Below are 21487 nucleotides of genomic sequence, written 5' to 3' on the forward strand. Positions count from 1 at the left end.
CGGTCAGAAGCGTGCATTGAGCTCGAGCTGCAGCACGTCGATCGACACCGGCGGCCCGTACACTTCCTTCGAGCTCAGGTAGCGCGCCGACACCCACGTGTCGCGCGCGACCGCATACGCGGCGCCGAGCACGTAGCCGCGCGCGTTGGTGCCGCCAAGATGGAAGTCCGGATCGTTGAACGCGTCGAGCACGGCGTCCGGCTGCAGGTACTTGTATGCAACCGAGAAATTCCACTGGCCCTTCTCGCGCAGCTCCGGCTCGCCGATCGTCGCCTTCGCGAGGAAACCGTTCGGGCCGCTGCGATAATCGGCGCGCGTCACGTTCAACGACGTCGACTCGTAGTTGTTGACCGGCAGCGACGCCGCCGCGAACGCCTTGTTGTCGTTGTACGCGAGGTTGCGCACGTACTCGCCGTCCAGGCGCAGCTTGATGCGGTCGGCGACGACGGTGTCCCACTGCGCCTTCAGGTCGAGCAGCCGGTAGTTGTACGCGAGCCCGAACAGTTGCGGCTGCGGTGTCATCCCCGGCGCGAGTTGCGGGTTCTGCACGATGTTGCGCAGCGCGATCAGCGTGTTGCCGCCCTGCATGAAGGTGGGCGCCTCGTTGTCGGTGCTGCAGCTCGTCGGGCCTTGCCCCAGCGCGCACGGTGACGACAGCGTGCCGCGCATGTTCTGGAAGTCGTAATAAGCGACGGCACCCTTCAGGCGGTTCTTCGCGTCGATCTTCCATTCCGCGCCGAACTGCGCGCCGAACATCCACTTCGTGTCGCTGCCGGCCTTGTCGGTGCTGTCGGACGGGAAGTTCTCGCTCGTGTACTGGATCGGGAACACGCCGAGCGTGCCGAACAGCGTGACGTCCGGATTCCACGGCAGTGCATGCCGCAGGTTCGCGGCGAACCCGTCCATCATCAGGTCGTCGGCGAACACCAGGTCCGACTTGAAGAACGGGTTGTCGAAACGGCCGGCCGTCAGGTTCAGCCACGGCGCCGCCCGGTACGCGAAGAACGCCTTGTTCAGCCAGATGTTCTTCTTCCCCCAGCCGCCGCCGGCCGTCCCCGTGGTGGAAACCGGGCCGTTGTCATTGCCGCTCGCGAGCTGGAGGCCGGCGATCATGTCGTCGGACAGCGTCGCCGTCACGCCGAGCCGCGCGCGGTAGCGCAGCAGGTTGTTGCGGTTCTGCGTGGTGTTCTGGGTCGGGATCTGCGTCAGGTTGGTGTTCGAGTTCACGTCGAACCCGCCGCCCTGGTTGATCGCCGCGAAGTTCGTCACGCCATTCGTGTTGCGACTGCCGTAGAAGTGATATTCGTCACGCACGCGCATGTCGCCGTCGATCTTGATGCGCGACACCCAGTCGGGGAACGTGTTCGGCTGCGCCCAGTTCTCGGACTTCGCCTGCGCGATCACTTCCTGCTTCACCTGGTCGCGGATCTGGTCGCGCACCACCTGCGGCACGTACGGCACGGCGACGTCGCCCGGCTGCGTCGTCGGGTTGACCATGCCGCCCGCCGCCACCACCGGCGCGCCCGATGCACGCGCGGCACGGGCCTGCGTGGCCTCGGTGCGCGCCTCGCTGATCAGCTCGCTCGCGTTCTGCTGCGTGAGCACGCCGCGCTTCACGAGCAGGTTGATCAGGTTGATCACCACGCTCTCGGTCGGCGCGGCCTTGCCCGTCGCCGCCTGCGTCTCGAGCGATTGCCCGTGAGCGGCCGACGCGCACGTCAGCCCGAGCGTCAGCACCGCCGCGCCGACGCGCGACAGACGCGCGGGCAGCGCGCCGTTGCGGGGCACCCCGCCCCGTCCGTTCATCTTCTGCATCATCGAAGGACTCCGAACACTTTCCGTTTCTTTTTCGGCGACATCCGTGCGACGGATGCCGCCCCATGATTGATTCGCTTTTCACGCGCGCCCGTCATGCCGGCTTGCGCCCCTGCAACCTGACAAGCACCGGATACGCGGTCGCGGGCGGCGGCGCCTCGTCGACCTTGCCGAGCGATTCCACCGCCGTGACGACCGCCGCGTCGAGCTTCGCGTCGCCCGTCGACTGCGCGACCGTCACCTTCGTGATGCGCCCGGACGCGTCCATCCACAGGTTCAGGCTGCCCGTGAAGCGCGCGCCGCCCGCCTCCTGAACGCCCTTGTCCTGCTCGATCGCGCGCTGCAGCACGTACACCATGTATTGCGCGTAGCTCGCGTTGCCGAACTTGCCGCCGCCACCGCTGCCGACCATCCCCGAGCCGTCGCCCGCGCCGATGTTGAAGCTGTCGGTGCCGGCCTGCGCGGGCGCGTTCATCGTCATCTGCTTCGGCTGGTTGTCCGACGGCTTCGGCGCCTCGGACGGCTTCGGCGCGATCGTCGGCCTGTCGACCGGCGTCTTGACCTCTTCCTTCACCTTCTCGGGCGGCGGCTTCTGCGGAGGGGGCGGCGGGGGCGGCGGCAGCGGAATCACCGTCGTCACCTGCGGCGCGCTCGCGCGCTTCACGCCGGCCGTGTCGCCCGCGTAATGCCAGATCAGCGCGGCGAGCCCCACGAGCGCCAGCGCGATCGCGACCGGCTTCACGTAGCGGCGGGGGCCCTTCTGCGGCGGGCCGCCGTTGTAGGTCATTTCCATCGCGTCAGCCGCCCTGCTTCGCCTTGCCGGTCACCAGGCCGACCTGCGACAGGTCGAGGCGCCGCAGCAGGTCGAGCACGTCCATGACCCTCTGGTACTGCACGGCCGCATCGCCCTTCAGCACGATCGGGAATTCCGGATTGGTCGCCTTCTCGGTACGCAGCCGGCTTTCGAGCTCGTCCATCGTCACCGGATACGCGTCGAGGAAGATCTGCCCCGAATCGGCCACCGTGATCGCCTTCGTCTTCGGCTTCGCGAGGCTCGCGGACGAGCTCGCCTTCGGCAGATCGACCTTGATGCCCTGCACCGACGCGGTCGTCATGATGATGAAGATGATCAGCAGCACGTACGCGAGGTCGAGCATCGGCGTGATGTTGATGTCGTCGTACGGCTTGTCGTCGTCCTGAACCTGCATGGTGATCTCCTGCGTGCGTTCAGTCGGCCAGCACCGCGTGATCCGGCGCGCGGTGCGCTTCGGCGAGGCGGGTGACGAATTCGTCGACGAACACCTGCATGTTCGCGGTCACGTTCTTGTTGCGGATCAGCAGGTAGTTGTAGCCGAACAGCGCGGGAATCGCGACGAACAGGCCCGTGACGGTCGCCAGCAGCGCGGCCGCGATACCCGGCGCGATCGCGTTCACGTTCACGTCGCCGGCCGCGGCGATCGCCGCGAACGTGATCATCACGCCGACCACCGTGCCGAGCAGGCCGAGGAACGGTCCGCCCGAGATCGCGATCGTCAGCAGTACCATCGACTTCGACAGCCGCTGGTTCTCGCGCACGAGCGTCGCGTCCATCGACGCGCGGATCGCCTCGATCGACTCGCTCGTGATCACCGTGCGGCCATTGCCGTCCACGCGGCTGTGGATTTCGTGCACGCCGGCCTTGTACAACCGGTACAGCGACGACTGGTAGAGGCGCCGCCCTTCGGCGCTGCCTTCATCGACATGCGCGAGGCCGACCAGGTGACGCCCGGCCACTTCGCGAAAACGCTGCACGAAATACTGGTTCGCCTTGTCGACGGTGCCGACGTAGCGCGCCTTCGTCCACATCACGATCCATGACACGACCGCCATCGCGAGCAGGATCGTGATCACGACCCACGCATCGACCGTTACCGACTGCACGATCACGCCGAAGTAGCCGAAGCCGAAGCCCGACTGCTTCTCGTCGGCGCCGTATGCGACGAGCTTCGATTCCGAACCCTGTGCGAGCGCATCGACCGCGATCACGGCCGGCGAACGCGCGATCTTCGACAGGCGCAACTCGTCGAGCGCGCCCGTGTAGCCGGCCAGCGCCGCCGGCGCGCCGGCGGCATCCGCGCCGACCGTCGCAACGCCATTCAGCGCGGGCAGCGTCGCCGCGACCTGCGCGGCCTGCTTGCCGTTCACGTAGACGGTCAGGTTCTTGCCGTCGGCCGTCACCGCGAGATACGTCCACTGGTTCGCGGCGAGCGGCGACGCGGCCGGCGTGCGGACCGGCGCAGCGCCGCCCTGCACTTCGGCGAACGGCACGCCGTTGTCGAGGCCGATCAGCAACGCGTTCGTGCCGTCGCGGCGGCCGTAGAGCAGCGTATTCGGCGCAAGCGCCGCCGGCTTTACCCACGCACTGAACGTGAAGCTGCCGCCGGCCGGCACATTCAGCGACGGGCTCGCCGGCAGCGTCAGCGACGCATTGCCGTCGAAGCGCGCGCCCTTGCCGACGATGCCGTCCTCGATCGTGCGGAACGTCGCGTTCTGCGCGTTGTTGCCGTACGCGGTCATGTCCTTCGGCGGTGCGCCGGCCGCGCCGTTGAAGTGATAGACAAGCGTATAGTCCGCATCGAAGGTTTCAGCCGGCTTGCCGCCGTCGGGCGCCTTCTTGTTGCCGTAGTACATCCAGATCGATTCGGCCCCGCCCGCCGGCAGCTTCGGCACGTCGACCCAGACCAGCGCGACGCCGAGCACCGGATCGTATTGCTCGATGTGGTAATTCAGCGGCGTCTTGTCGTCCGCTGCGACGAAGCGGATGTCCGCGCCGTTGTCGGCCAGCCCGTCGAACTGGAAGTTGCCCGAGTGCAGGCGGATCAGCAGCGGCACGCGGCCGGCCGACTCCGCGAGGTTCGCGCCTTTCGGGCTCGTGTCGATCGTGATCGACTTCCGGTATGACCAGTCGTTCTGCCACCACGCGTTCGCGATGCCGGGCAACACGCCGAGCATCACCGCCAACAGGAAAAACAAGACTCGCTTCACGATCCACTCCCCGAATGTGCAGGCGCTTCGCACGTCGCATCGCCCCCGCACGATCAAAAAAATCCGTCAGAACCCCAGCCGCACATAGAAATCGAAACGCGGGCTGTACTGCCGCGTATAGACGCCCGCCTTCAGCGGCCAGCCGGCCTCGAAATCCGCGCTGGCGTACTTCATGATCTGCAACCGCGTACCGAAGCCGACGCTCATCAGGTTGAAGCGCGACGTCTGCTCCGCCAGCGGGCTCAGCAGCCACAGGTGCGCCGCGTCGAAGAACGCATGGAAGCGCCATTCGTTCACGCCGCTGCCCACCGCGCCGCCCAGCCACTTCGACAACGACGGGCTGCGCAGCTCGAGCGATGCGATCACGCCGCTGTCGGCCGTGTCCTCCGCCTGCATGTAGCCGCGCACGCTGTTCATCCCGCCCGCCGCGAACTGCTCGCTCGACACCAGCGGCGAATTCGAGATCTGCGCGCTCACGTGGCCGTTGGCCTGCATGTCGTTGGCGAAGCGCTGCGTGTGATTGACGTCGAACTTGCCGTACACGAAATCGGGCGTCGCGTCGTAGCGCTTGCTGTCCCATGCGCCCCAGTCGCTGCCGAGGCCGCGGATGTTGGTGGTCAGCGACGCGGAGAACGACGTCTGCGAGTTCTTCAGGCTCAACTGGCCGTTGTACGAGAACGTCACCGGCACATAGGTCAGCGGTGCGGTGGACGTCTGGCCCACCATGCTCACGTTCTCGTCGTAGTGCTTGCGGTCGATCTCGATGCTGACCGAGTGCGCATAGGTATCCGACGCCGGCAGCGCATAGATCGCGGTGAAGCCGTAGGTCGTGCCCTTGCCGAGCACGTTGGTGCCGCCGACCGACGCGACGTTGCTGTCCGAATGCACGACCGTCGCGAGGAAGCTCCAGCGCGAATCCTTGATCGGCGCGAGATACGAGAACGCGTAGACCCGCGCATCGTTCGGATGCTGCGGCGCGATCACGTAGGTGCCGGAAATCACGTGGCCGAGCTGCCAGAGGTTCGAATAGCTGAGGCTCGCGCTCGTGCGCAGCGTCGACGTGCCGGGGCTGTTGTCGTTGTTCAGCTCGAGCGTGCCGTGCAGCGGGCTGTGATCGTCGACCTTGAGATCCACATCGACCGTCTGCGGCATCGCGCCGGGCTTGAGCACCGGAATCACCTGGCGATCGGCCGAACGGTTCAGGTCGGCGAGCTGCTGCTGCGCCTGGTTGAAATCGGGCACCTTGCCTTCGGCGAGCGCGGGCACCGCGTCGCGGATATTCTGCGGCGAGTTGTATTGCGCGCCGTCGACGCGCAACCGGCCGACTTTCGCCTCGGTCACCTGCAGCAGGATCACGCCGTTCTTCACCTGCTGCTGCGGCAGTTCGACGACGACCGATTGATAGCCGCGATCCTGGTACGCCTTCTGCAATGCATCACGCGCGGCGTTGACGTCGGCGAGCGTACGGCCGGGGCCTTCGAACGGATACACCGCCTTCTCGATCTCGAGCGTCGGCAGCATGGTGTTGCCGCGCACCACGAAGGCATTCAAGTCGAACGTCTGCGGCGCCGCCGGGGCCGCCTTCGCGGCCGGTGCCGCGGCGGCCTCCTGCGCACGGACGCCCGGCGCGAGGCTCAGCCCTCCGACCAGCGCGGCGCCGGCCAGGCATCGGCATTTCAGCCGCCACGGTTCGCGTGACTTGCGGTCTACTCTCGGCGGCATGCGCCATTCCCCTTTGTTGTTCCGGATCGCAGCGTCGCCGAACAGCCTCCGCTGCCGGCTCCGCTATCAAATGCCTGTTTCACTTTTATGACGATTAATTCGCCATCCTTATCATGTTCCGCGCGATGCTTTTCTCTTTCCGTCTCTTCCCGCTCAGTCGTAGCGCACCGTCGCCGGCCACACGTCGGCCGCACATCCGAACTGCACGCACGCGTATCGCAGCAGCGTATCGACGCACGACTCGATCGATACGCGGCCGGTATCGATCGCGAGATCCGCATCGACCGGCGGCTCATACGGCGCCGACACGCCGGTGAACTCTTTCAGCACGCCACGCCGCGCCTTTTCGTACAGCCCTTTCGGGTCGCGCGCCTCGCAGCAGGCCAGCGACGTGCTCACATATATTTCCCGAAACGCGGCGCCGACGATCGCCCGCGCTTCATCGCGCATCGCCGCGAGCGGCGAAATGACCGCGACGATCGCAACCGCCCCGGCTTCGCTCGTCAGCGCCGCGACTTCCGCGATGCGACGCACGTTCTCGAAGCGGTCGCGCACCGTGAAGCCGAGATCGCGGTTCAGCCCTGCACGCAACCGGTCGCCGTCGAGCACCATCGCATGCGTCCGCCGCTGGTGCAGCCGTATCGCGAGCGCATCGGCCAGCGTCGTCTTGCCTGCTCCCGACAATCCCGTGAGCCACAGCACGCCGCCCGGGCGCTTCGTCGACGCGCCGCGCGCCCCATGCGTCGTGTCTACCGATAAGGACGTAACGACATCGGAAAACCCGCAACGATCGATGCTCATTGTTTCGATCCGCTCGTGTTCGCGGGCTCGTCGTCCTCGCGCGGCCGCGTCTGCCAGAAGCCGCCCTGCATCGTCACGATCGACGGCGTCTCGGCCCACTGGTGCGGGCTGAGGATTTCGGCACGCCGCACGTTCGGCAGCACCTGCACGTCGAAAATCTCGTCGACCCCGTTGAAGAACTGCAGGATGCCGAGCACGTCGCCGCTGTTCGCGTCGAGCGCGGCGACGCCGGCGATCAGCGCATCGGCCTCGCGTTCGATCGGCAGCCCCTGCGGCCCGCGCTTGTCGCGCAGCTTCGACAGTCCGACGAACAGCACGCCGCCGTATTCCGCGAGGCCGTGCGTGAAGCCCGGCAGCGTCGCGAGCACGCGCCGCGCGCCCGATTGCGGATCGATCTGCAGCACGTGACCACGGCCGCCTTCGAGCACGTGCAGGCGGCCGCCGATCACGCGTGGCGAATGCGGCATCGACAGGCCCGATGCGACAATGCGGCCGGACGGCACTTCCATCACGATGCCGCCGTCGGCCATCCCGCCCCGCCAGCCGAACGGCGCATCGCTCATCCCGAGCGCGGTCGCGAAGCGCACCTTGCCGTCGCTGAACGCCATGCCGTTCAGGTGACAGCGATCGTCCGGCCGCGTCTCGGTCACGAACGGCGGCTGCCAGATCGGCGTGAAGTTGAAATAGCCGTCGATCACGCTGATGCACGAATAGCGCGTGTTGACCGCGAGCACGACGTGCTTGTCGAACGCCATGTCGTGCAGGTCGAGATCGCCGGTGTAGTAGGAAAGACGCGGCACGAACATCGCGTCGTAATGATCGGGGCGGCCCGGATAGAGCGGCGCGAGCGTCGACACGTTCGCGAACACCATCAGCTCGTGCATCGTCGCGACCGCGAGCCGGTTGCCCGACACGGCCATCCCCATCGAGCGCGGCAACAGGCACGCGGACAGCGTGGGCACGCCGCCGTCGACGCCGATCACGGCCACGCCGGACGGGCGACGGCTGACGGCCAGCGAGCACTTGAGCGCGTCGAGCACCTGCAGAAAGCGCCCCGTATCGCGCAGATTGATGACGGGCGCCAGCGCTTCCGCTTCGCGTGCCGACGCGTCGTGCTGCGCCGCTCCGCCGTCGGCGGCCGGCCGGGTCTTCTCGAACTGTTCCACTGTCATGCACCTGTCGGCTTCACGCCGCCTGATGAGAAAAATGCGTATCTCCGCGTTCGCCCTCCCGCCGACCCGACGCCTGCGCGTCGGTCGCGAACGGGGCCGCGTGCGGCGCACCAAGTCGCAGCTCCCACCTACCTAGACGGAACGAAGCACGCATTGCCGCAAGAATTTTTTGCGACACGTCGACCGATCTGCCGCCACGGGCAAACGATCGACGCAAACGGCCCGCGGGTTGCCTCGCCGGTGCACCGGCATCGTGCGACCGGTGGAATGCGGGCTGCAATGCGTGCGCAATCGACGGCCCGCGCGATTCGCGCGAGCACTGCGCATGACCCAGTGTGGCCCCCGTTTCGTGTGCGTGTCGTCGCCCGGCCGAGTTGCGGCTCTTCAGCACCCCGTACTTGCGCGCGGGCCGCCGGCAAACGTGTCGCCGCGTCGCGAGGCCGGCGTGCGCAAACCGCGCCCTGCCCGCGTACGGCCCGACAATCGTCGGGTTTCAACCGGGAAGTTTTCGTGACATTCCGCTGAAGATATTCACGAAACACACGCATAACCGGCACGAGACCGTTTACGTGTGCCGGTTGTGCGCCGCGGCAGCGCGGCAACGCACCGGCCGCGCGAAATCCTGCGGCTTGCGGCGCGCCGATTCGTCCTAGCTAGTGAGAAGAGAAGAAACGTCAACGACAGGACAACCCATGTCATTCGCCACGATGCTCGTACGGTGGCTCGCCGGGCGGCTGTCCGGCACCTCCGCCGCCCCGCAGCGGCTGCTGCCGCCCGTCGCCTATGCCGCGCCGAATCGCCCGCTGCGCTGGCGCGCGCCCTGGCTCGCGTGGCAGTTGCTGTCGTGGGCCGTGCTCACGCTGGTCGCGCCGCCGATCTGGACGATCGGCACGCTGCTGCTGATCAATTCGTCGAGCGACCAGCCGCTGTTCTGGGGACTCGTGATGGCGATCGTGCCCATCGCCAACGGCGCCGCGATCGTCGCGACGAACCAGCGGCACCACCGCACGCCGTTCACGCGACGCTCGACGGTTGCGCTGCACATGTTCGCGATCGCGATGGCCGTCGACTGCGCGCTGTTCGTCCTGCTGCTGTGGCGCTCGCACGCGATCGCCGGCCTCGTCGGCCCGCTCGCGGCCGACGGCATGCGGCCCGCATCGCTCGCATTCTGGGTCGCGGGGCTCGCCGCGATGTTCGGCGTCACGTCATCCGCGCATGCGAGCATCGCGCATGCGTGGCTGGCGTTCGAAACCTGAGCGCGCCGCGCCGACACTGCGGGGGCACGCGGATGCATCGACACGGAAGCGGATGGACGGCACGCGCGCGGCACGAACGCGGAATCGCGATCGTGACGGTGCTGCTCGTCGTCGCGCTGGCGGCCACGCTCGCGGCCAGCGTGCTGTGGCGCCAGCAGATCGCGACGCGCGACGTCGAGAACCAGCGGCTCGCGACGCAAACGATGTGGGTCGAGCGCGCCGCGGTCGAATGGGCACGCGCGACGCTGCGCGCGCAGGCCGCGACGTCGAACGTCACGTTCGTCGGCCAGACCTGGTCGGCGCCGATCGCCGACGTGCAGCTCTCCGACCTGCTGCCGCCCGAAGCCGCTGCGGTCAACGCCGAGCTGTCGCGTGCGTGGATCTCGGGCAGCGTCGAGGATGCGCAGGCGCGCTTCAACCTGATGAACCTCGTGTCACGCATCGCGCCCGGCAAGCCGTACCAGGCCAACGGCGAAGGCGTGCGCGCGTACCGGCGGCTGCTCGGCGAACTGTCGCTCGCCCCCGCGCTCGCGCAGCAGACGGCCGACTACATGCTGAACTCGCTGCGCGATGCGAACGGCCCGGGCGGCTGGCCGCTGCAGCTCGTGTCCGTCGACGATCTCGCGCGCATTCCCGGCTACGACGCGCATGCGATCGACGCGCTCGCGCCGTTCGTGACGGTACTGCCCGACCTCACGGTCGTCAACGCGAACACGGCGGCCGAACCCGTGCTCATGGCCGCGATTCCGACGCTGTCGCAGAGCCAGGCGAAACGGCTCGTCGACCGGCGCGCCACCGCGTATTTCGTCAGCACCGGCGACATCGCCGAATACCTTCTGCCCGCGCAGGGCGGCAGCCCGACGCTGCCCGACGGGTCGGCGGTCGGCGTCAGCAGCGGCTATTTCATCGTGCACTGCCGCGTGCATTCGGCACGAATCAACGCACGCGTCGACACGCTGATCGCGCGCTACGGCAGCGGAAATTTCGCATGGACGTCGGTGATCTGGGTGCGGCGGCTGACGAGTTGAGGCGGGAGGCGGCAGGTGCATGAGCCGGCAACACGGTTGCCGGCCCGCCACCTTGAATCACCAATTCAGCGACGTTTCACTCAACCCGACCGACCGCGCGCCCTGCGACGCCGCCGCATCGAACGACAGCCGCGTGAGGCTCGTCTCGCGTACTTCGCCGAGCAGCCGGTTCCAGTCGTCGATCGACACGAGCAGCGCGATCGGCCGGTTGTACTTGGTGACCATCACGAGCGCCTCGCCCGCGTGCCGCAGCGCCTTCGACGGATTGCTGCTGAAGTCGCGCGTCGCCATCGCGATCGTGCGCAGGCTGAACACGTTCGCGGCCGGATCGTCGCCGTCGTCGTGCAGCAGGCGTTCGAGCGTCGCCGCGCGCAGCAGCGCCTGCGACTTCGTCGACAGCCGGTTGTCGCGCCGCCGGCGCCGCTCGCTGCGCGGATCGACGTGCACCGCGAGCATCCGCACGATCTGGCCGAGCGTCGTCGCGGGCAGCTGGTCGTAGCGTTGCCACCAGTCGGGCGGCAGCGCGATCATCATCCCCGCATAAGTGGCCTCGACGCCGTCGGCGATCAGCGCCGGCAGGCGCTCGGCGTCGCGCGCGTCGAGATCGAGCGCACCGCCGACGACATGCGTCATCACGCTGAACACGTTGTACGCGAACGCCTCGATCCCGCTCGCCAGCAGCGCCGCGCGCGCGGGCACGCCGCCGAACGGCGCGCCGCCCGGCCCGGGCTCGAGCGGCAACGGCAGCGCGTCGCGCCAGCGCCGGCACGACAGCTGCACGACCTGCGGCGCGTCGAACTGCGCGGCCGGCAGGTCGGTGAGCAGCGTGACCGGTTCGCCCGGTTCGCCATCCGCAGAGATGCGACGCCATTCGATCCGCCGGAACGCGCCCGACACGCCGCCGTCGCCCACCATGCCGACCGGTTGCTCGAACACCTGCCCTTCGCCGAGCATGCCTGCGCCCAGCCAGTCGCCGAGCGGCCGGCACGCGGCCGAGCGACCGTATTCGCGCATCACGAACGCGCCGCCGCGACGCGGCCAGCCCGACAGGATCGCGTCCGTATCGAAGCGGCCGTCGACGATCCACAGCTCGCCCGGCCGGACCGTTTCGAGCAGCGCACCGACGAACGCGCGCTCGTGCGAACGGCCGCGCTCGTACGGCAGCAGGTCGACGATCATCCCGAGATCCGGATCGTAGACCGGCAATACGCGCGCGCCGCCGCCCGTCGCATTGCGCGCGGGTTCGTCGCACGCGCGTCCGCAGCCGCAACCGCCGGCCCGCGGCGCACATGCATCGTCCGCGCCGTCCAGCACGCGCAGCCGCATTCCGTCGAACGCGCGGGCACGCCCGTCGGTACGCACCATCGCGACGGGCAGCAGCAGCTCCACGCTGTCCTTCACGAGCGCGCGCCCCCAGCCGGCCCGCCAGCGGCTCATGCCGTCGTGCAGCGCCGTCACGGCCGCGCCGGCGCCCGGCGGGGCCCCACCGATCGCCTCCGGCCTCCGCTGCCGCACGGCAATCGCCGCGATCGCGTCGACGGCAAGCGCGAACAGCGCCTCGCGGATCGATTCGCCGTCGGGCTCGTCGTCGATGTCCGTGGCGGCTTCGATCCAGTCGTCATGCAGCGCGCACTGCAGCACGAGCCGCGTCATGATCGTCATCGGGCTTTGCTCGACAAAGCGTTCCACGATCGTGCGCATCATCGGGTCACCCCACACTGTCTGGTTGAGCATGCGCCGCGCCGTGCGCGCACTTGACGGAGCGCTTTCGACGCCGCAGCATCGTGAGCGACCGGATGCGCCCGACGACGCGCCGTCGCGGCGGTCCGCCCGCAATCGATGCACGAGGCACCGGCATGTACGTAGATCCACGCGTGGCGCACGGCCGCGCCCGTTTCGACCTGAGCCGCTCGCCGCGCCTGCTCGCCGACGCGCGCCGCTGGGAGATCAGCGACGTCGTCACGCGCGGCATCGACGATTTCGCCGGCGTGCGCAACCGCCGCAACCTGCTGCGGCTGTTCGAGCGCCAGATCGCGCCGAAGCTCGCGCGCCTCGGGCTCGATCCGTACGTCGGCACGCTCGGCCAGGCCGAAGGATTGTTCGTCAACTTCGCGACGATGAGCGCCGAGCACGGCCTGCGCGAATTCCAGCTGCAGCTGACGGTGCCCGATCTCGTGCTGCGCAGCTTCGCGTCGAACGTGATCCGGCCGCACGCGGTCGCGCGCTGCATGCAGCGCAACGGCGTGATGTCGCTGACGGAAATCGAGCACGAAACGAATGTCGCGTTCGTCGTGGCGCGCGTGATGCGCTCGCTCGCGCTGGCCGAGCACTGGCAGCAGATCGGCGTGCCGACGCCGCACGGGCTGTTCGTCGGCACGCTGACCGACGCACGCGACGTCGCGATGAATACCTACTTCCGCCCCGGCGACAACGATCGGCCGTCGCGCTGGAGCGGCTTCGCGGAATGCTTCTCCGCGATGCCCGACTGGCGCCCGGAACAGGTCAGGCACGGCGGCGATCTGCTGCAATGGATGGTCAACCATATCGTGGCCCTGCAAGAATCCGCACCGTTCTTCGAACGCTTTCCCTTTCTGCGCGAACCGCTGCGCGACAGCGGCGATCCGCTCGACGCCGCATGGCGCAGCGCGCGCGCCGGCATGCGGGACGAATCGTCGCCCTGACAAACGGGGCGCGTTCGATACACGTGCGGCACACCCTGCCCCGCGGCAATCCGGAAGGCGGTTGCTCCCGCCCCCCGGTTCCGCCCCACGGCCCCCTCGCTCTCTCATATACAAGGTCGAAGCAGGCCCGGTTAACCCGCAGACTTTCTTGCGACGCTCACCGCACCCGCACATGTAAACGATTCCGGCGCGCCCCGGTTCCAGGCGCTCCGGCCCGCGGCGCGACGCATCAATGCGTGCGCGGCGGCCCGCCCGGCTCCTGGCGCCCGACCGTCTCCAGCACCGCCCACATCCAGATCAGTTCGCGGACGGTGCGCGCATGCTCGTCGCTTTGCGCGCGCCAGCGCCGGAACGCGTCGAATTCGCGCGCCGTCGTGTCGCCCGTGCGCAGCCATAGCAGCCAGCGCACCGCGCCTTCACGGATCGTGTCGGCGCGCGCGTTCGCGTCGCCGGAATCCGCATTCCATTGCGATTCGTTCATGATCACGCCACCGCCCGAAGCTCCCTCGACACCCATCCCCCGCACCGCGCGTCGCCGCGCGGCCGGGGCGCTTGCCACCCACGCCTCGGGCCCGACGACGCTCCACCCGGCGGTCGCGAACGACTGCCCGGCGTTTGCCGGCCCTCATTGATCAGGTCGTAACGAAGGGCCTTAACCCGCAGTGCACGGGCGGCCCGAGGCGACGCGAACGGGTCGCCTGCCGGAGGAGGATGAGGGAGAGCGGGGAAAGCCGGTCAGCTCAGCAATACGATATTGCCGGGCAGACGTGTGATGTGCGCGCCATACAGGCGGCCGACCATGTCGATCACGTCGTCGAGCCGCGTGATCGGAAACTGTGCCTGCATCCGGTTCGTGCCGAGCGCGGCACGCCGCAGGATGACCCTGCCCGGGCGATAGCGGTTGATTTCGTCGATGACGTCCGACAGCGGCACGCCGTTGAACACCAGCATCCCGCGCCGCCATGCGCTGATCGCGCCCGGATCGACGCGCGACACGGGCTGCACGCCGCGATCGTCGTAGATCACCTGATCGTCGGCCTTCAGCGTGCGCGCGCCGCGCGGATGCGTGAGCGCGACCGTGCCCGACAGGCAGGTCACGCACACCTGCGACCCGGTACGCCGCACGTTGAAGCGCGCGACCGTCGCCTGCATGCGGCCGTCGCCCGCGACCACGGTCACGGGCTGGATCGGCGTCGCGCGGCCGGCGGGCGGCGTGGCCGCATCGATCTCCGCCTCGCCGGCGACGACTTCGACACCGTGCGCGGCATCGCTCGCCGGCAACATGTCGACGCGTGTCTGTGTGTTCATCGCCACCGTCACGCGCGACGACAGCGCGACGCTGCGCTGCTCGCCGGTGCCCGTGCGGTAATCGGCGGCCAGATCGCCGAGCGACGGCCACAACTGCAGCGGCGGCCGCACCGCGAGCCACGACGCGCCCGCCGCCACCGCAAAGCCGATGAACGCGCGCCGGCCCGTGCGCATCGAGCGCTCGCGCCTCGCAACGTCCGCCCAGGCCGCGGCCGTGCGTTCTTCATGCGCGAGTTCGGCCGCCGCCGCGCGCAGCGAGCCCCAGGTGTCGCGCAGCAGCGCGGCCGCCTGCGGACGATCGGCGCACCAGCGCTCGAACGCGTCGGCCTCCGCCTGGCTCGCGTCGCCCGAGCGCAGACGCAGCAGCCACGCGCTCGCTTCGTCGAGTGCGTCGTGGGCGGGTTCGGCCTGGGCTTTCGTCATCGTCCGAGTACTCAAAATTTACGCGGCCCGCCTCGCGAGCCCGTGTACGCATCGCCGTCTTCCTGCATGCGCTGCAGGCAGTACTTCATCGCCGCGCTCAGTTCGCTTTCGACGAGCCGCAGCGAAATGCCGAACTGCTCGGCGATCTCGCGGTTCAGCAGACCGTCCACGCGGGCGGCCAGCAGGATCGCGCGGCGCCGCGGCGGCAGGCCGCGCAGCACGTCCTTCAGCGTATCGACCTTGCGGCGCGCCGCGACGATACGCTCGGGGTCGGCCAGTTCATCGGGCGTATCGAGCAGCGTCTCGACATCGTCGTCGTGCAGATGGCGGCGCTCCCGGCGATGCTGGTCGATCGCGACATTGTTCGCCATCCCGAGTATATAGGCGTCGGCGTTCGTCACCTGCGTGGATACGTTCGCGTTCTCGAGGCGCAGCCAGGTCTCGTGCAGCGCGTCGGCCGCGCCGTCCTTCGAGCCCGTCACGCGTTCGAGACGCCTGACCAGATACGCGTAGCGCGTCGCCAGCAGCTTCCTGAGCCCGATGCGAGTGGTGTCGGACACGGTCTAGCCTCGCGACGCTGTCGGCGGGCAGCGGAAATGCACGCCGTTACCGGCCGGCCGCAACAGGATCGTGACCGGCTGCGGCAGGTCCGCCGGCGGTGCATCGTCCAGCTTCAGCGCGCGCAGCGCGTGCATCACCGCCGCGTCGCGGGCGGCCGAACCGCTCGATGCCACCATGTTGACCGCCACCACCGCCCCCCTGTTGTCGATGCGCACCTGCGCGACGAGTCGATAGCTGCCCGGCACCGCCGCCGGCTGCGCGCACAGCGCCTCGATCAGATGCGCCTGCAGCAAGCCCGCGAACGCGCGCCGCTCGCCGGAATCGCCGATCCCGTCGATCGGCAGCGCGGCGTCCGCCGGCGTGTCGGCCGGATCGGGCGCCGTCTCGGCCTCCGGCTGCGCGACGATGATCGCTTCGTCCGGCCCCGAGAATTCCGCACGCAACCCCGTTCCGGCCAACATCCGCCCGAGCGCGTCGCGCGGGACGTAGTCGCCCTGTACCGGCGCACTCGTGCGCCCGTCGAGCAACGGCGCCGGCGCCAGCACGATCAGCTCGGTCAGCCGCGCAAAATCCTGCAACGCCCTCGCGAGCGGCTGCGCGGGCAGATCGAAATGCGCGATGCTGCCCGGCGGGCGGCCTGTGGAACCGGTCTCCTGCGCCTGCAGGCCGCGCATGCACGGCACGACGAACACGAGCCACGCGACGAGCGCCAGGACACCGCTCGGCGCCCGTGAACGAGTCATGAATCCCTGGTCGGAAGTGGAGTTGCACGCTGCATGCCGGAACGCGCTCCCCCGTGAGCGGTTCCGTCGCAAGCGAACGTCAAATTGTGAACGGGCACTGTGACAGTCAGGTGAAGCGTGCAGCGGATCGAATCAATGCGGTGTGCCGCGTTCGTGCGCCGCACGCTCACGGCCGGCGCACGACGAAGTTGCCGATCCCCGTGCCGACGACCGCCATTCGCACGTCGCCCGACCACAGCGTGATCGTCACCGGCACGTCGATGCTTTCGTTGCCGAGCACGATGCGCGACGGCGCGTCGCCGCCGCCGGTGTAGCGCACCGACACGGCCGTCACCTCGGCGCCCCAGCGGCGCGCACGATACATATCGTCGGCCATCGGCGCCCACCCGCCGTTCTCCGTGCGCTGCACGAACCGGTAACCGCCGCCGACCGGCTGCCATGCGATCGGCATCGAGCGCACCTGCGCTTCGTCGCCGGCCGATTCGAGCAGGTTCGCCAGGCGCTGCGCCTCCTCGGCCAGATCCGTGCGGCGATTGCGCGACGGCGCGAGCGTCACGACCGCGACCAGCAGCCCCGCGATCACGAGCACGACGAGCATCTCGAGCAGCGTGAAGCCTGCCGCCGCGCGACGCGCCGTGCGCGGGTGGCGGATGTTTCCGTTCGGGTACGTCATGCCGTCACTGCCACGAGCCGATGTCCGCATCGTTCCCCTCGCCGCCCGGCTTGCCGTCCGCGCCGTAGCTGAACACGTCGATCGCGCCGTGCGCGCCGGGGTTCAAGTATTGATAGGGATTGCCCCATGGATCCTTCGGCAACCGCTCGAGATAGCCGCCGTCCTTCCAGTTGTTCGGCACCGGATCGGTGGCCGGCTTCTCGACCAGCGCGGTCAGCCCCTGTTCCTGAGACGGATAGCGGCCGTTATCCAGGCGATACAGGTTCAGCGACTGCATCATCGTGCCGATATCCTGCTTCGCGGCGATGCGGCGCGCTTCGTCCGGGCGGCTCATGATCTTCGGCACGATCAGGGCCGCGAGAATCCCGAGGATCGCGACCACCACCATGATCTCGATCAGCGTGAAGCCGCGTTGTGTGCGGCGATGCGCTCCCGTTCCGTCACGCGGATGACCGTCATACGACGTTCGGGTTTCGTTGGAGCCCGTCATCATGCATTCACCCTTGCATCAAAGAATGGAAAACCTCTTCTGCTCATCGCACCGGCCCGTCGCCATGAAATCGTTCGACCTGCTTCGCATCGTTCCGTCCCGCGCCGATCTCGTGCCGCTCGTCGCGACGCTCGTTTCGGGCGCTGCGCTCGTCGCCGTCTCGCTGTGGGCCGTGCGCGTGCTGAGCGCGCCCGACGCGCCGGTGCGGACCAACATCGCGCCGCGCGCACCGTTCGACGTCAGCGCCGGCGCGCAGCTGTTCGGCGCGAAACCCGACGACAGCCGTGACACGATCCAGCTGCTCGGCGTGCTCGCGCTCGATGCGCATCGCGCGGCAGCGATCGTCAGCATCGGCGGCGAGGCTTCGCGCGTCGTGTCGCTGGGCGCGGCGATCGGCGAGGCCGCGACACTCGCCGAAGTGCGCGCACGCTCGATCGTCGTCGACCGCCGCGGCCTGCAACGCGAGATCGCGCTGCCCGCCACGGATAAGGCCAACGCCTACGTGCGCTGAACCGCGCATCACTGCACCATGTTGTTCAGCTCGATGATCGGCATCATCACCGCCAGCACGATCACGAGCACCACGCCGCCCATCGCGAGGATCAGCAGCGGTTCGAGCAGGCTCGTCAGGAACATCGTGCGACGCTCCAGTTCGCGCGATTCGCCTTCGGATGCGCGGTCGAGCATCGTCGTCACGTCGCCGGTCGCCTCGCCCGAGCGAATCAGGTGCACCAGCACCGGCGGAAACGTCTTCGTATGGGCCAGCGCGCGTGACAACGCCGAGCCTTCGCGCACGCGCACGATCGCATCGTCGACGTTGTCGCGCATCGCGCGGTTCGACAGCGTTTCGCCGGCCGCCTGCAACGCGCGCAGGATCGGCACGCCGGCCGCGGTGAGGATGCCGAGCGTGCTCGCGAAGCGCACCGTGTTGTAGCCGCGCACGAGCTTGCCCGCGAGCGGCGCGGTGAGCAGCCACCTGTCGAACCTGAGCCGCGGCGCATCGCGCGACAGCACCTTGCGGATCGTATAGACGATCGCAGCCATCGCCGCGAGCGACGCCCACCACCAGTGCCGTACGAACTCCGACAGCGCGAGCATCACGACCGTCAACGTCGGCAGTTGCTGCTTCGTGCTGGTGAACACGTTCGCCACTTGCGGCACCACGTAGCTCAACAGGAACGTGACGATGCCGAACGCGATCAGCGTGACGATGCCCGGATAGGTGAACGCGAGCAGAATCTTCTGTTTCAGCGCGTTGCTTTGTTCGATGTAGTCGGCCAGGCGCGACAGCACGATGCCGAGCTTGCCCGTGTGTTCGCCGGCCGCGACGAGCGCGCGATAGATCTCCGGGAAATCGCGCGGATGCTGGCTCAGCGCGTTCGCAAGCGAATGGCCGCCGACCACTTCCGCGCGAATCGATGCCATCAGCTCGCGCAGGTAGTCGCGCTCGGCCTGCTCGCTCAGCACCGACAGCGATTCGTCGAGCGGCAGCCCCGCGACCAGCAGGCTCGCGAGCTGGCGCGTGATGATCGCCTGCTCGCGCTGCGACAGCTTGCGGCCGAGCGACAGGCGCTGGTGACGCTCGCCGTGCAGACGCTGCGCGGCCAGCTCGACGACGAGCGGCGTCAGGCCCTGCGTGCGCAACTGGCTGCGCCCCGAACGCGCACTGTCTGCTTCGAGCACGCCCTTCAGCGTGCGGCCGGTGGGATCGATCGCTTCGTAGCGGAATGCCGACATGCCGGTGTTCTCCTGTCACGGGTGCGACTGCTTTCCATGACGTCGCGCAGCATGCCGGACGGAGTCGCCGGGGAAGACTACGGAGCGAACCGGCGCAAATTTGTGACGGATGTTGGGCTACCTTTTTGGCGGGTCTTATTACTGGGCCGTGGTTTCTTTATATCTTAAAAACGATTTCATCTTTATCGACAGTTATTAATCCCTCGCACATTAACAACAAGAGGCAACGCCACCCTCATCCATTTAAACCATTTCCTGCTCGATGGCGGAAATACATCGCATGAGGGAATATTCATCGGCGCCCGGAATGTTCCGTAACATTCGCCACGAAACCGTCTTGAAACTACGATACCCCCACTCGGGCTCGCTGGCGGCGTTGATGGCCCGCACCAAGTCTCGTGCACGCTTCAGCTCTCGGCCCGTCGGCGCTTCCCTCACCCGAATCACAATATCCGAACTTCCTGCCTGCGCGGAATAACACGCCAATCCACGCTTTATCAATCCGGATAACGCAATGGCTTATTCAATAAAAATGTTCCGTACCATTCGTTATGAAAAATTCACACGCATCATTCGGATTTCCCCCTACATTTATCCGGCGGTCCATAAGTATTCCAACCGCAGTAGCAGGGGTTCCCGTTTATCTTCGTCCAAGGAAATTTCTCATGAAATCCAGCAAGCGCAAGATCTGTCAAGTCCTCGCTCTCGTTGTTTCCGGTCTGGGCGCCACGGCCGCAATGGCCGCGGACATCCACGGCGGCGGTTCGTCGCTCGTTGCTCCGACCATCGGCGCGATCGGCAACACCGCGACCGAAATCGGCCTGTTCGGCACCGCCGAAGGCTCGTTCACGTACTACTCGGTTGGCTCGGGTGCCGGCCAGAACGCGTTCCTGGGCAACCAGCCGACGTACTTCGGCGCAGGTGTCACCGGCACGGTCCACTTCGCGAACAGCGATGCGGCTCTGCTGGCTCCGCAAATCACTTCGTACAAGGCCGGCCTCGGCGCGACCAACGGCCCGCTGATCCAGATCCCGTACGTCGTGACGCCGATCACGGTGCCGGTCGTCAACGGCCCGGCCGTGACGAGCACGACGACCCCGCAAACGACGCCGGGGCAAGCGCATAGCATCGCGCTGAACGACAACGACCTGTGCGGCGTGTTCTCGGGCAAGCTGACGAACTGGAACCAGGTCACCAACCCGGAAACGAGTTCGGCTTACGCACTGAGCGCGCCGATCAAGGTCATCTATCGCTCGGACGGCAGCGGCACGACCGAACTGCTGACCCGCCACCTGGCCGCCGTCTGCTCGACCGCCAATACGGCTTCGGGCGTGACGTTCGTCGATTCGCTGACGTTCACGGATTCGTTCCCGGGCGGCGTGCCCGCGAACTTCACCGCAGCCTCGGGTAGCGGCGGTGTGCGTAACCAGCTGGTGACCTACGCTTCGGCCGGCACGGCTGCCGTTGCTTACCTGAGCCCGGACTACACGAACACGTTCCTGGCGCCGAAGAGCACGGTCGTGACGTCGGCCGGCGCGCTGCAACTGCCGATCGCCAGCCTCCAGAACGGCACGCTGTACTACGCTCCGACGTATGCGAACGCTTCGGCAGCCATCTCGAGCACGTCGACGGCTCAAGCGCCGGGCACGAAGGCCGCCGCGTCGAACCAGTTGAACTGGGTGCCGAACGTCGGCAAGCCGACGTCGGGCTATCCGGTCACGGGCACGAGCCAGATCATCCTGAGCCAGTGCTACGCGGACGCGACGGTCAAGACGGCCGTGCACGACTTCCTGAACGCGCACTTCACGAACGCCAGCTTCGCATCGATCGTTCACGGCAACGGCTTCGACACGGTGCCGTCGGGCTATCAGACCGCCATCTCGAACGACTTCCTGAGCAACGCGAACGGTTTCAACCTCGACATCGGCAACGCGAGCGTCTGCACGGGTACGGTGGTCGGCCGCTAAGCGGTCGGCAAACTTCCCGACTGACGTCCAAACGACTGCGCCCTTGGGACGCCAAGGGCGCAGTTTTTATTGATGCGGCTCGATGA

At 67.8% G+C, this 21487-nt stretch carries 20 protein-coding genes; 5 read left to right on the plus strand and 15 right to left on the minus strand.

The genetic code is table 11. The annotated features are described in order from the left end of the window. Positions 1–3: 3 nt before the first annotated feature. The 7 genes from DCN14_RS09620 to DCN14_RS09650 form a co-directional block, all read right to left on the minus strand. Positions 4–1818, minus strand: a complete 1815-nt coding sequence (locus tag DCN14_RS09620; RefSeq protein ID WP_096501162.1) for a putative porin — start codon at positions 1816–1818, stop codon at positions 4–6. Positions 1819–1909: 91 nt separating this feature from the next. Continuing rightward, entirely contained in the window at positions 1910–2608 is a 699-nt protein-coding gene (locus DCN14_RS09625; protein ID WP_096501164.1) for an energy transducer TonB, read from the minus strand. Positions 2609–2612: 4 nt separating this feature from the next. Next, complete coding sequence (locus DCN14_RS09630; RefSeq protein WP_017329012.1) at positions 2613–3023, minus strand: biopolymer transporter ExbD; 411 nt, start codon at positions 3021–3023, stop codon at positions 2613–2615. Between the two features lie 19 nt (positions 3024–3042). After that, positions 3043–4839: a MotA/TolQ/ExbB proton channel family protein gene (locus DCN14_RS09635; RefSeq protein WP_096501517.1), complete on the minus strand. Its 1797-nt coding sequence runs from the start codon at positions 4837–4839 to the stop codon at positions 3043–3045. Between the two features lie 66 nt (positions 4840–4905). After that, positions 4906–6561 carry a ShlB/FhaC/HecB family hemolysin secretion/activation protein gene (locus tag DCN14_RS09640; protein WP_239008106.1) on the minus strand — a complete coding sequence of 552 codons (1656 nt, stop codon included), beginning with the start codon at positions 6559–6561 and terminating at the stop codon, positions 4906–4908. Between the two features lie 153 nt (positions 6562–6714). Beyond that, the gene (gene cysC / locus DCN14_RS09645) at positions 6715–7362 is read right to left on the minus strand and encodes an adenylyl-sulfate kinase (RefSeq protein WP_096501166.1); all 648 of its coding nucleotides are present in this window, start codon (positions 7360–7362) and stop codon (positions 6715–6717) included. Continuing rightward, positions 7359–8534: a TIGR03032 family protein gene (locus tag DCN14_RS09650; RefSeq protein ID WP_096501168.1), complete on the minus strand. Its 1176-nt coding sequence runs from the start codon at positions 8532–8534 to the stop codon at positions 7359–7361. Before DCN14_RS09650 ends, cysC begins: the two co-directional genes overlap by 4 nt. Before the next feature lie 692 nt (positions 8535–9226). Between DCN14_RS09650 and DCN14_RS09655 the strand changes: the two genes are divergently transcribed. Together DCN14_RS09655 and gspK are read left to right on the plus strand one after the other, a co-directional pair. After that, positions 9227–9790, plus strand: a complete 564-nt coding sequence (locus DCN14_RS09655; protein WP_096501170.1) for a hypothetical protein — start codon at positions 9227–9229, stop codon at positions 9788–9790. 32 nt (positions 9791–9822) lie between these two features. After that, positions 9823–10818, plus strand: coding sequence for a type II secretion system minor pseudopilin GspK (gspK, locus tag DCN14_RS09660; RefSeq protein WP_096501172.1), 996 nt, complete (start codon positions 9823–9825; stop codon positions 10816–10818). A 57-nt stretch (positions 10819–10875) separates the two neighbouring features. Here gspK and DCN14_RS09665 read toward each other — a convergent pair whose 3' ends face one another. Further along, on the minus strand, positions 10876–12552 hold the full coding sequence (locus DCN14_RS09665) for a type II toxin-antitoxin system Phd/YefM family antitoxin (protein ID WP_240327195.1): 1677 nt from the start codon (positions 12550–12552) through the stop codon (positions 10876–10878). 122 nt (positions 12553–12674) lie between these two features. Here DCN14_RS09665 and DCN14_RS09670 point away from each other — a divergent pair, with 122 nt between their 5' ends. Beyond that, positions 12675–13499 carry a hypothetical protein gene (locus tag DCN14_RS09670; protein WP_096501523.1) on the plus strand — a complete coding sequence of 275 codons (825 nt, stop codon included), beginning with the start codon at positions 12675–12677 and terminating at the stop codon, positions 13497–13499. Positions 13500–13728: 229 nt separating this feature from the next. Here DCN14_RS09670 and DCN14_RS09675 read toward each other — a convergent pair whose 3' ends face one another. The 6 genes from DCN14_RS09675 to gspG form a co-directional block, all read right to left on the minus strand. Continuing rightward, the gene (locus DCN14_RS09675) at positions 13729–13980 is read right to left on the minus strand and encodes a DUF4880 domain-containing protein (protein ID WP_240327196.1); all 252 of its coding nucleotides are present in this window, start codon (positions 13978–13980) and stop codon (positions 13729–13731) included. A 254-nt stretch (positions 13981–14234) separates the two neighbouring features. Next, the gene (locus tag DCN14_RS09680; protein ID WP_096501176.1) at positions 14235–15230 is read right to left on the minus strand and encodes a FecR domain-containing protein; all 996 of its coding nucleotides are present in this window, start codon (positions 15228–15230) and stop codon (positions 14235–14237) included. 11 nt (positions 15231–15241) lie between these two features. Further along, positions 15242–15790 (minus strand): RNA polymerase sigma factor, encoded by a 549-nt coding sequence (locus DCN14_RS09690; protein WP_096501178.1) that lies wholly within the window; start codon positions 15788–15790, stop codon positions 15242–15244. Between the two features lie 3 nt (positions 15791–15793). After that, positions 15794–16534 (minus strand): secretin and TonB N-terminal domain-containing protein, encoded by a 741-nt coding sequence (locus DCN14_RS09695; protein WP_096501180.1) that lies wholly within the window; start codon positions 16532–16534, stop codon positions 15794–15796. A gap of 166 nt (positions 16535–16700) precedes the next feature. Next, a complete protein-coding gene (locus DCN14_RS09700) occupies positions 16701–17207 on the minus strand; it encodes a GspH/FimT family pseudopilin (RefSeq protein ID WP_239007793.1) in 507 nt (168 codons plus the stop codon). Between the two features lie 4 nt (positions 17208–17211). Beyond that, positions 17212–17595: a type II secretion system major pseudopilin GspG gene (gene gspG / locus DCN14_RS09705; protein ID WP_239007801.1), complete on the minus strand. Its 384-nt coding sequence runs from the start codon at positions 17593–17595 to the stop codon at positions 17212–17214. 166 nt (positions 17596–17761) lie between these two features. Between gspG and DCN14_RS09710 the strand changes: the two genes are divergently transcribed. Further along, positions 17762–18208: a general secretion pathway protein GspC gene (locus tag DCN14_RS09710; protein WP_096501184.1), complete on the plus strand. Its 447-nt coding sequence runs from the start codon at positions 17762–17764 to the stop codon at positions 18206–18208. Between the two features lie 8 nt (positions 18209–18216). Here the strand turns inward: DCN14_RS09710 and gspF are convergent, their stop codons facing one another. Continuing rightward, the gene (gene gspF, locus DCN14_RS09715) at positions 18217–19434 is read right to left on the minus strand and encodes a type II secretion system inner membrane protein GspF (protein WP_096501186.1); all 1218 of its coding nucleotides are present in this window, start codon (positions 19432–19434) and stop codon (positions 18217–18219) included. Between the two features lie 665 nt (positions 19435–20099). Here gspF and DCN14_RS09720 point away from each other — a divergent pair. After that, a complete protein-coding gene (locus tag DCN14_RS09720; protein ID WP_096501190.1) occupies positions 20100–21401 on the plus strand; it encodes a substrate-binding domain-containing protein in 1302 nt (433 codons plus the stop codon). Positions 21402–21487 lie beyond the last annotated feature (86 nt).

The sequence above is a fragment of the Burkholderia sp. IDO3 genome (assembly GCF_003366075.1).
GTDB lineage: Bacteria > Pseudomonadota > Gammaproteobacteria > Burkholderiales > Burkholderiaceae > Burkholderia > Burkholderia anthina.

What these genes read in the sequence shown, in the direction of transcription:
- DCN14_RS09720 (WP_096501190.1), top strand. Translation starts at nt 20,100, where the DNA reads ATGAAATCCAGCAAGCGCAAGATCTGTCAAGTCCTCGCTCTCGTTGTT.
- DCN14_RS09710 (WP_096501184.1), top strand. Translation starts at nt 17,762, where the DNA reads ATGAAATCGTTCGACCTGCTTCGCATCGTTCCGTCCCGCGCCGATCTC.
- DCN14_RS09630 (WP_017329012.1), bottom strand. Translation starts at nt 3,023, where the DNA reads ATGCAGGTTCAGGACGACGACAAGCCGTACGACGACATCAACATCACG.
- DCN14_RS09695 (WP_096501180.1), bottom strand. Translation starts at nt 16,534, where the DNA reads ATGACTCGTTCACGGGCGCCGAGCGGTGTCCTGGCGCTCGTCGCGTGG.
- gspG (WP_239007801.1), bottom strand. Translation starts at nt 17,595, where the DNA reads ATGGTGGTGGTCGCGATCCTCGGGATTCTCGCGGCCCTGATCGTGCCG.
- gspF (WP_096501186.1), bottom strand. Translation starts at nt 19,434, where the DNA reads ATGTCGGCATTCCGCTACGAAGCGATCGATCCCACCGGCCGCACGCTG.
- DCN14_RS09675 (WP_240327196.1), bottom strand. Translation starts at nt 13,980, where the DNA reads ATGAACGAATCGCAATGGAATGCGGATTCCGGCGACGCGAACGCGCGC.
- DCN14_RS09670 (WP_096501523.1), top strand. Translation starts at nt 12,675, where the DNA reads ATGTACGTAGATCCACGCGTGGCGCACGGCCGCGCCCGTTTCGACCTG.
- cysC (WP_096501166.1), bottom strand. Translation starts at nt 7,362, where the DNA reads ATGAGCATCGATCGTTGCGGGTTTTCCGATGTCGTTACGTCCTTATCG.
- DCN14_RS09650 (WP_096501168.1), bottom strand. Translation starts at nt 8,534, where the DNA reads ATGACAGTGGAACAGTTCGAGAAGACCCGGCCGGCCGCCGACGGCGGA.
- DCN14_RS09700 (WP_239007793.1), bottom strand. Translation starts at nt 17,207, where the DNA reads ATGACGTACCCGAACGGAAACATCCGCCACCCGCGCACGGCGCGTCGC.
- gspK (WP_096501172.1), top strand. Translation starts at nt 9,823, where the DNA reads ATGCATCGACACGGAAGCGGATGGACGGCACGCGCGCGGCACGAACGC.
- DCN14_RS09680 (WP_096501176.1), bottom strand. Translation starts at nt 15,230, where the DNA reads ATGACGAAAGCCCAGGCCGAACCCGCCCACGACGCACTCGACGAAGCG.
- DCN14_RS09665 (WP_240327195.1), bottom strand. Translation starts at nt 12,552, where the DNA reads ATGCTCAACCAGACAGTGTGGGGTGACCCGATGATGCGCACGATCGTG.
- DCN14_RS09655 (WP_096501170.1), top strand. Translation starts at nt 9,227, where the DNA reads ATGTCATTCGCCACGATGCTCGTACGGTGGCTCGCCGGGCGGCTGTCC.
- DCN14_RS09625 (WP_096501164.1), bottom strand. Translation starts at nt 2,608, where the DNA reads ATGGAAATGACCTACAACGGCGGCCCGCCGCAGAAGGGCCCCCGCCGC.
- DCN14_RS09640 (WP_239008106.1), bottom strand. Translation starts at nt 6,561, where the DNA reads ATGCCGCCGAGAGTAGACCGCAAGTCACGCGAACCGTGGCGGCTGAAA.
- DCN14_RS09620 (WP_096501162.1), bottom strand. Translation starts at nt 1,818, where the DNA reads ATGATGCAGAAGATGAACGGACGGGGCGGGGTGCCCCGCAACGGCGCG.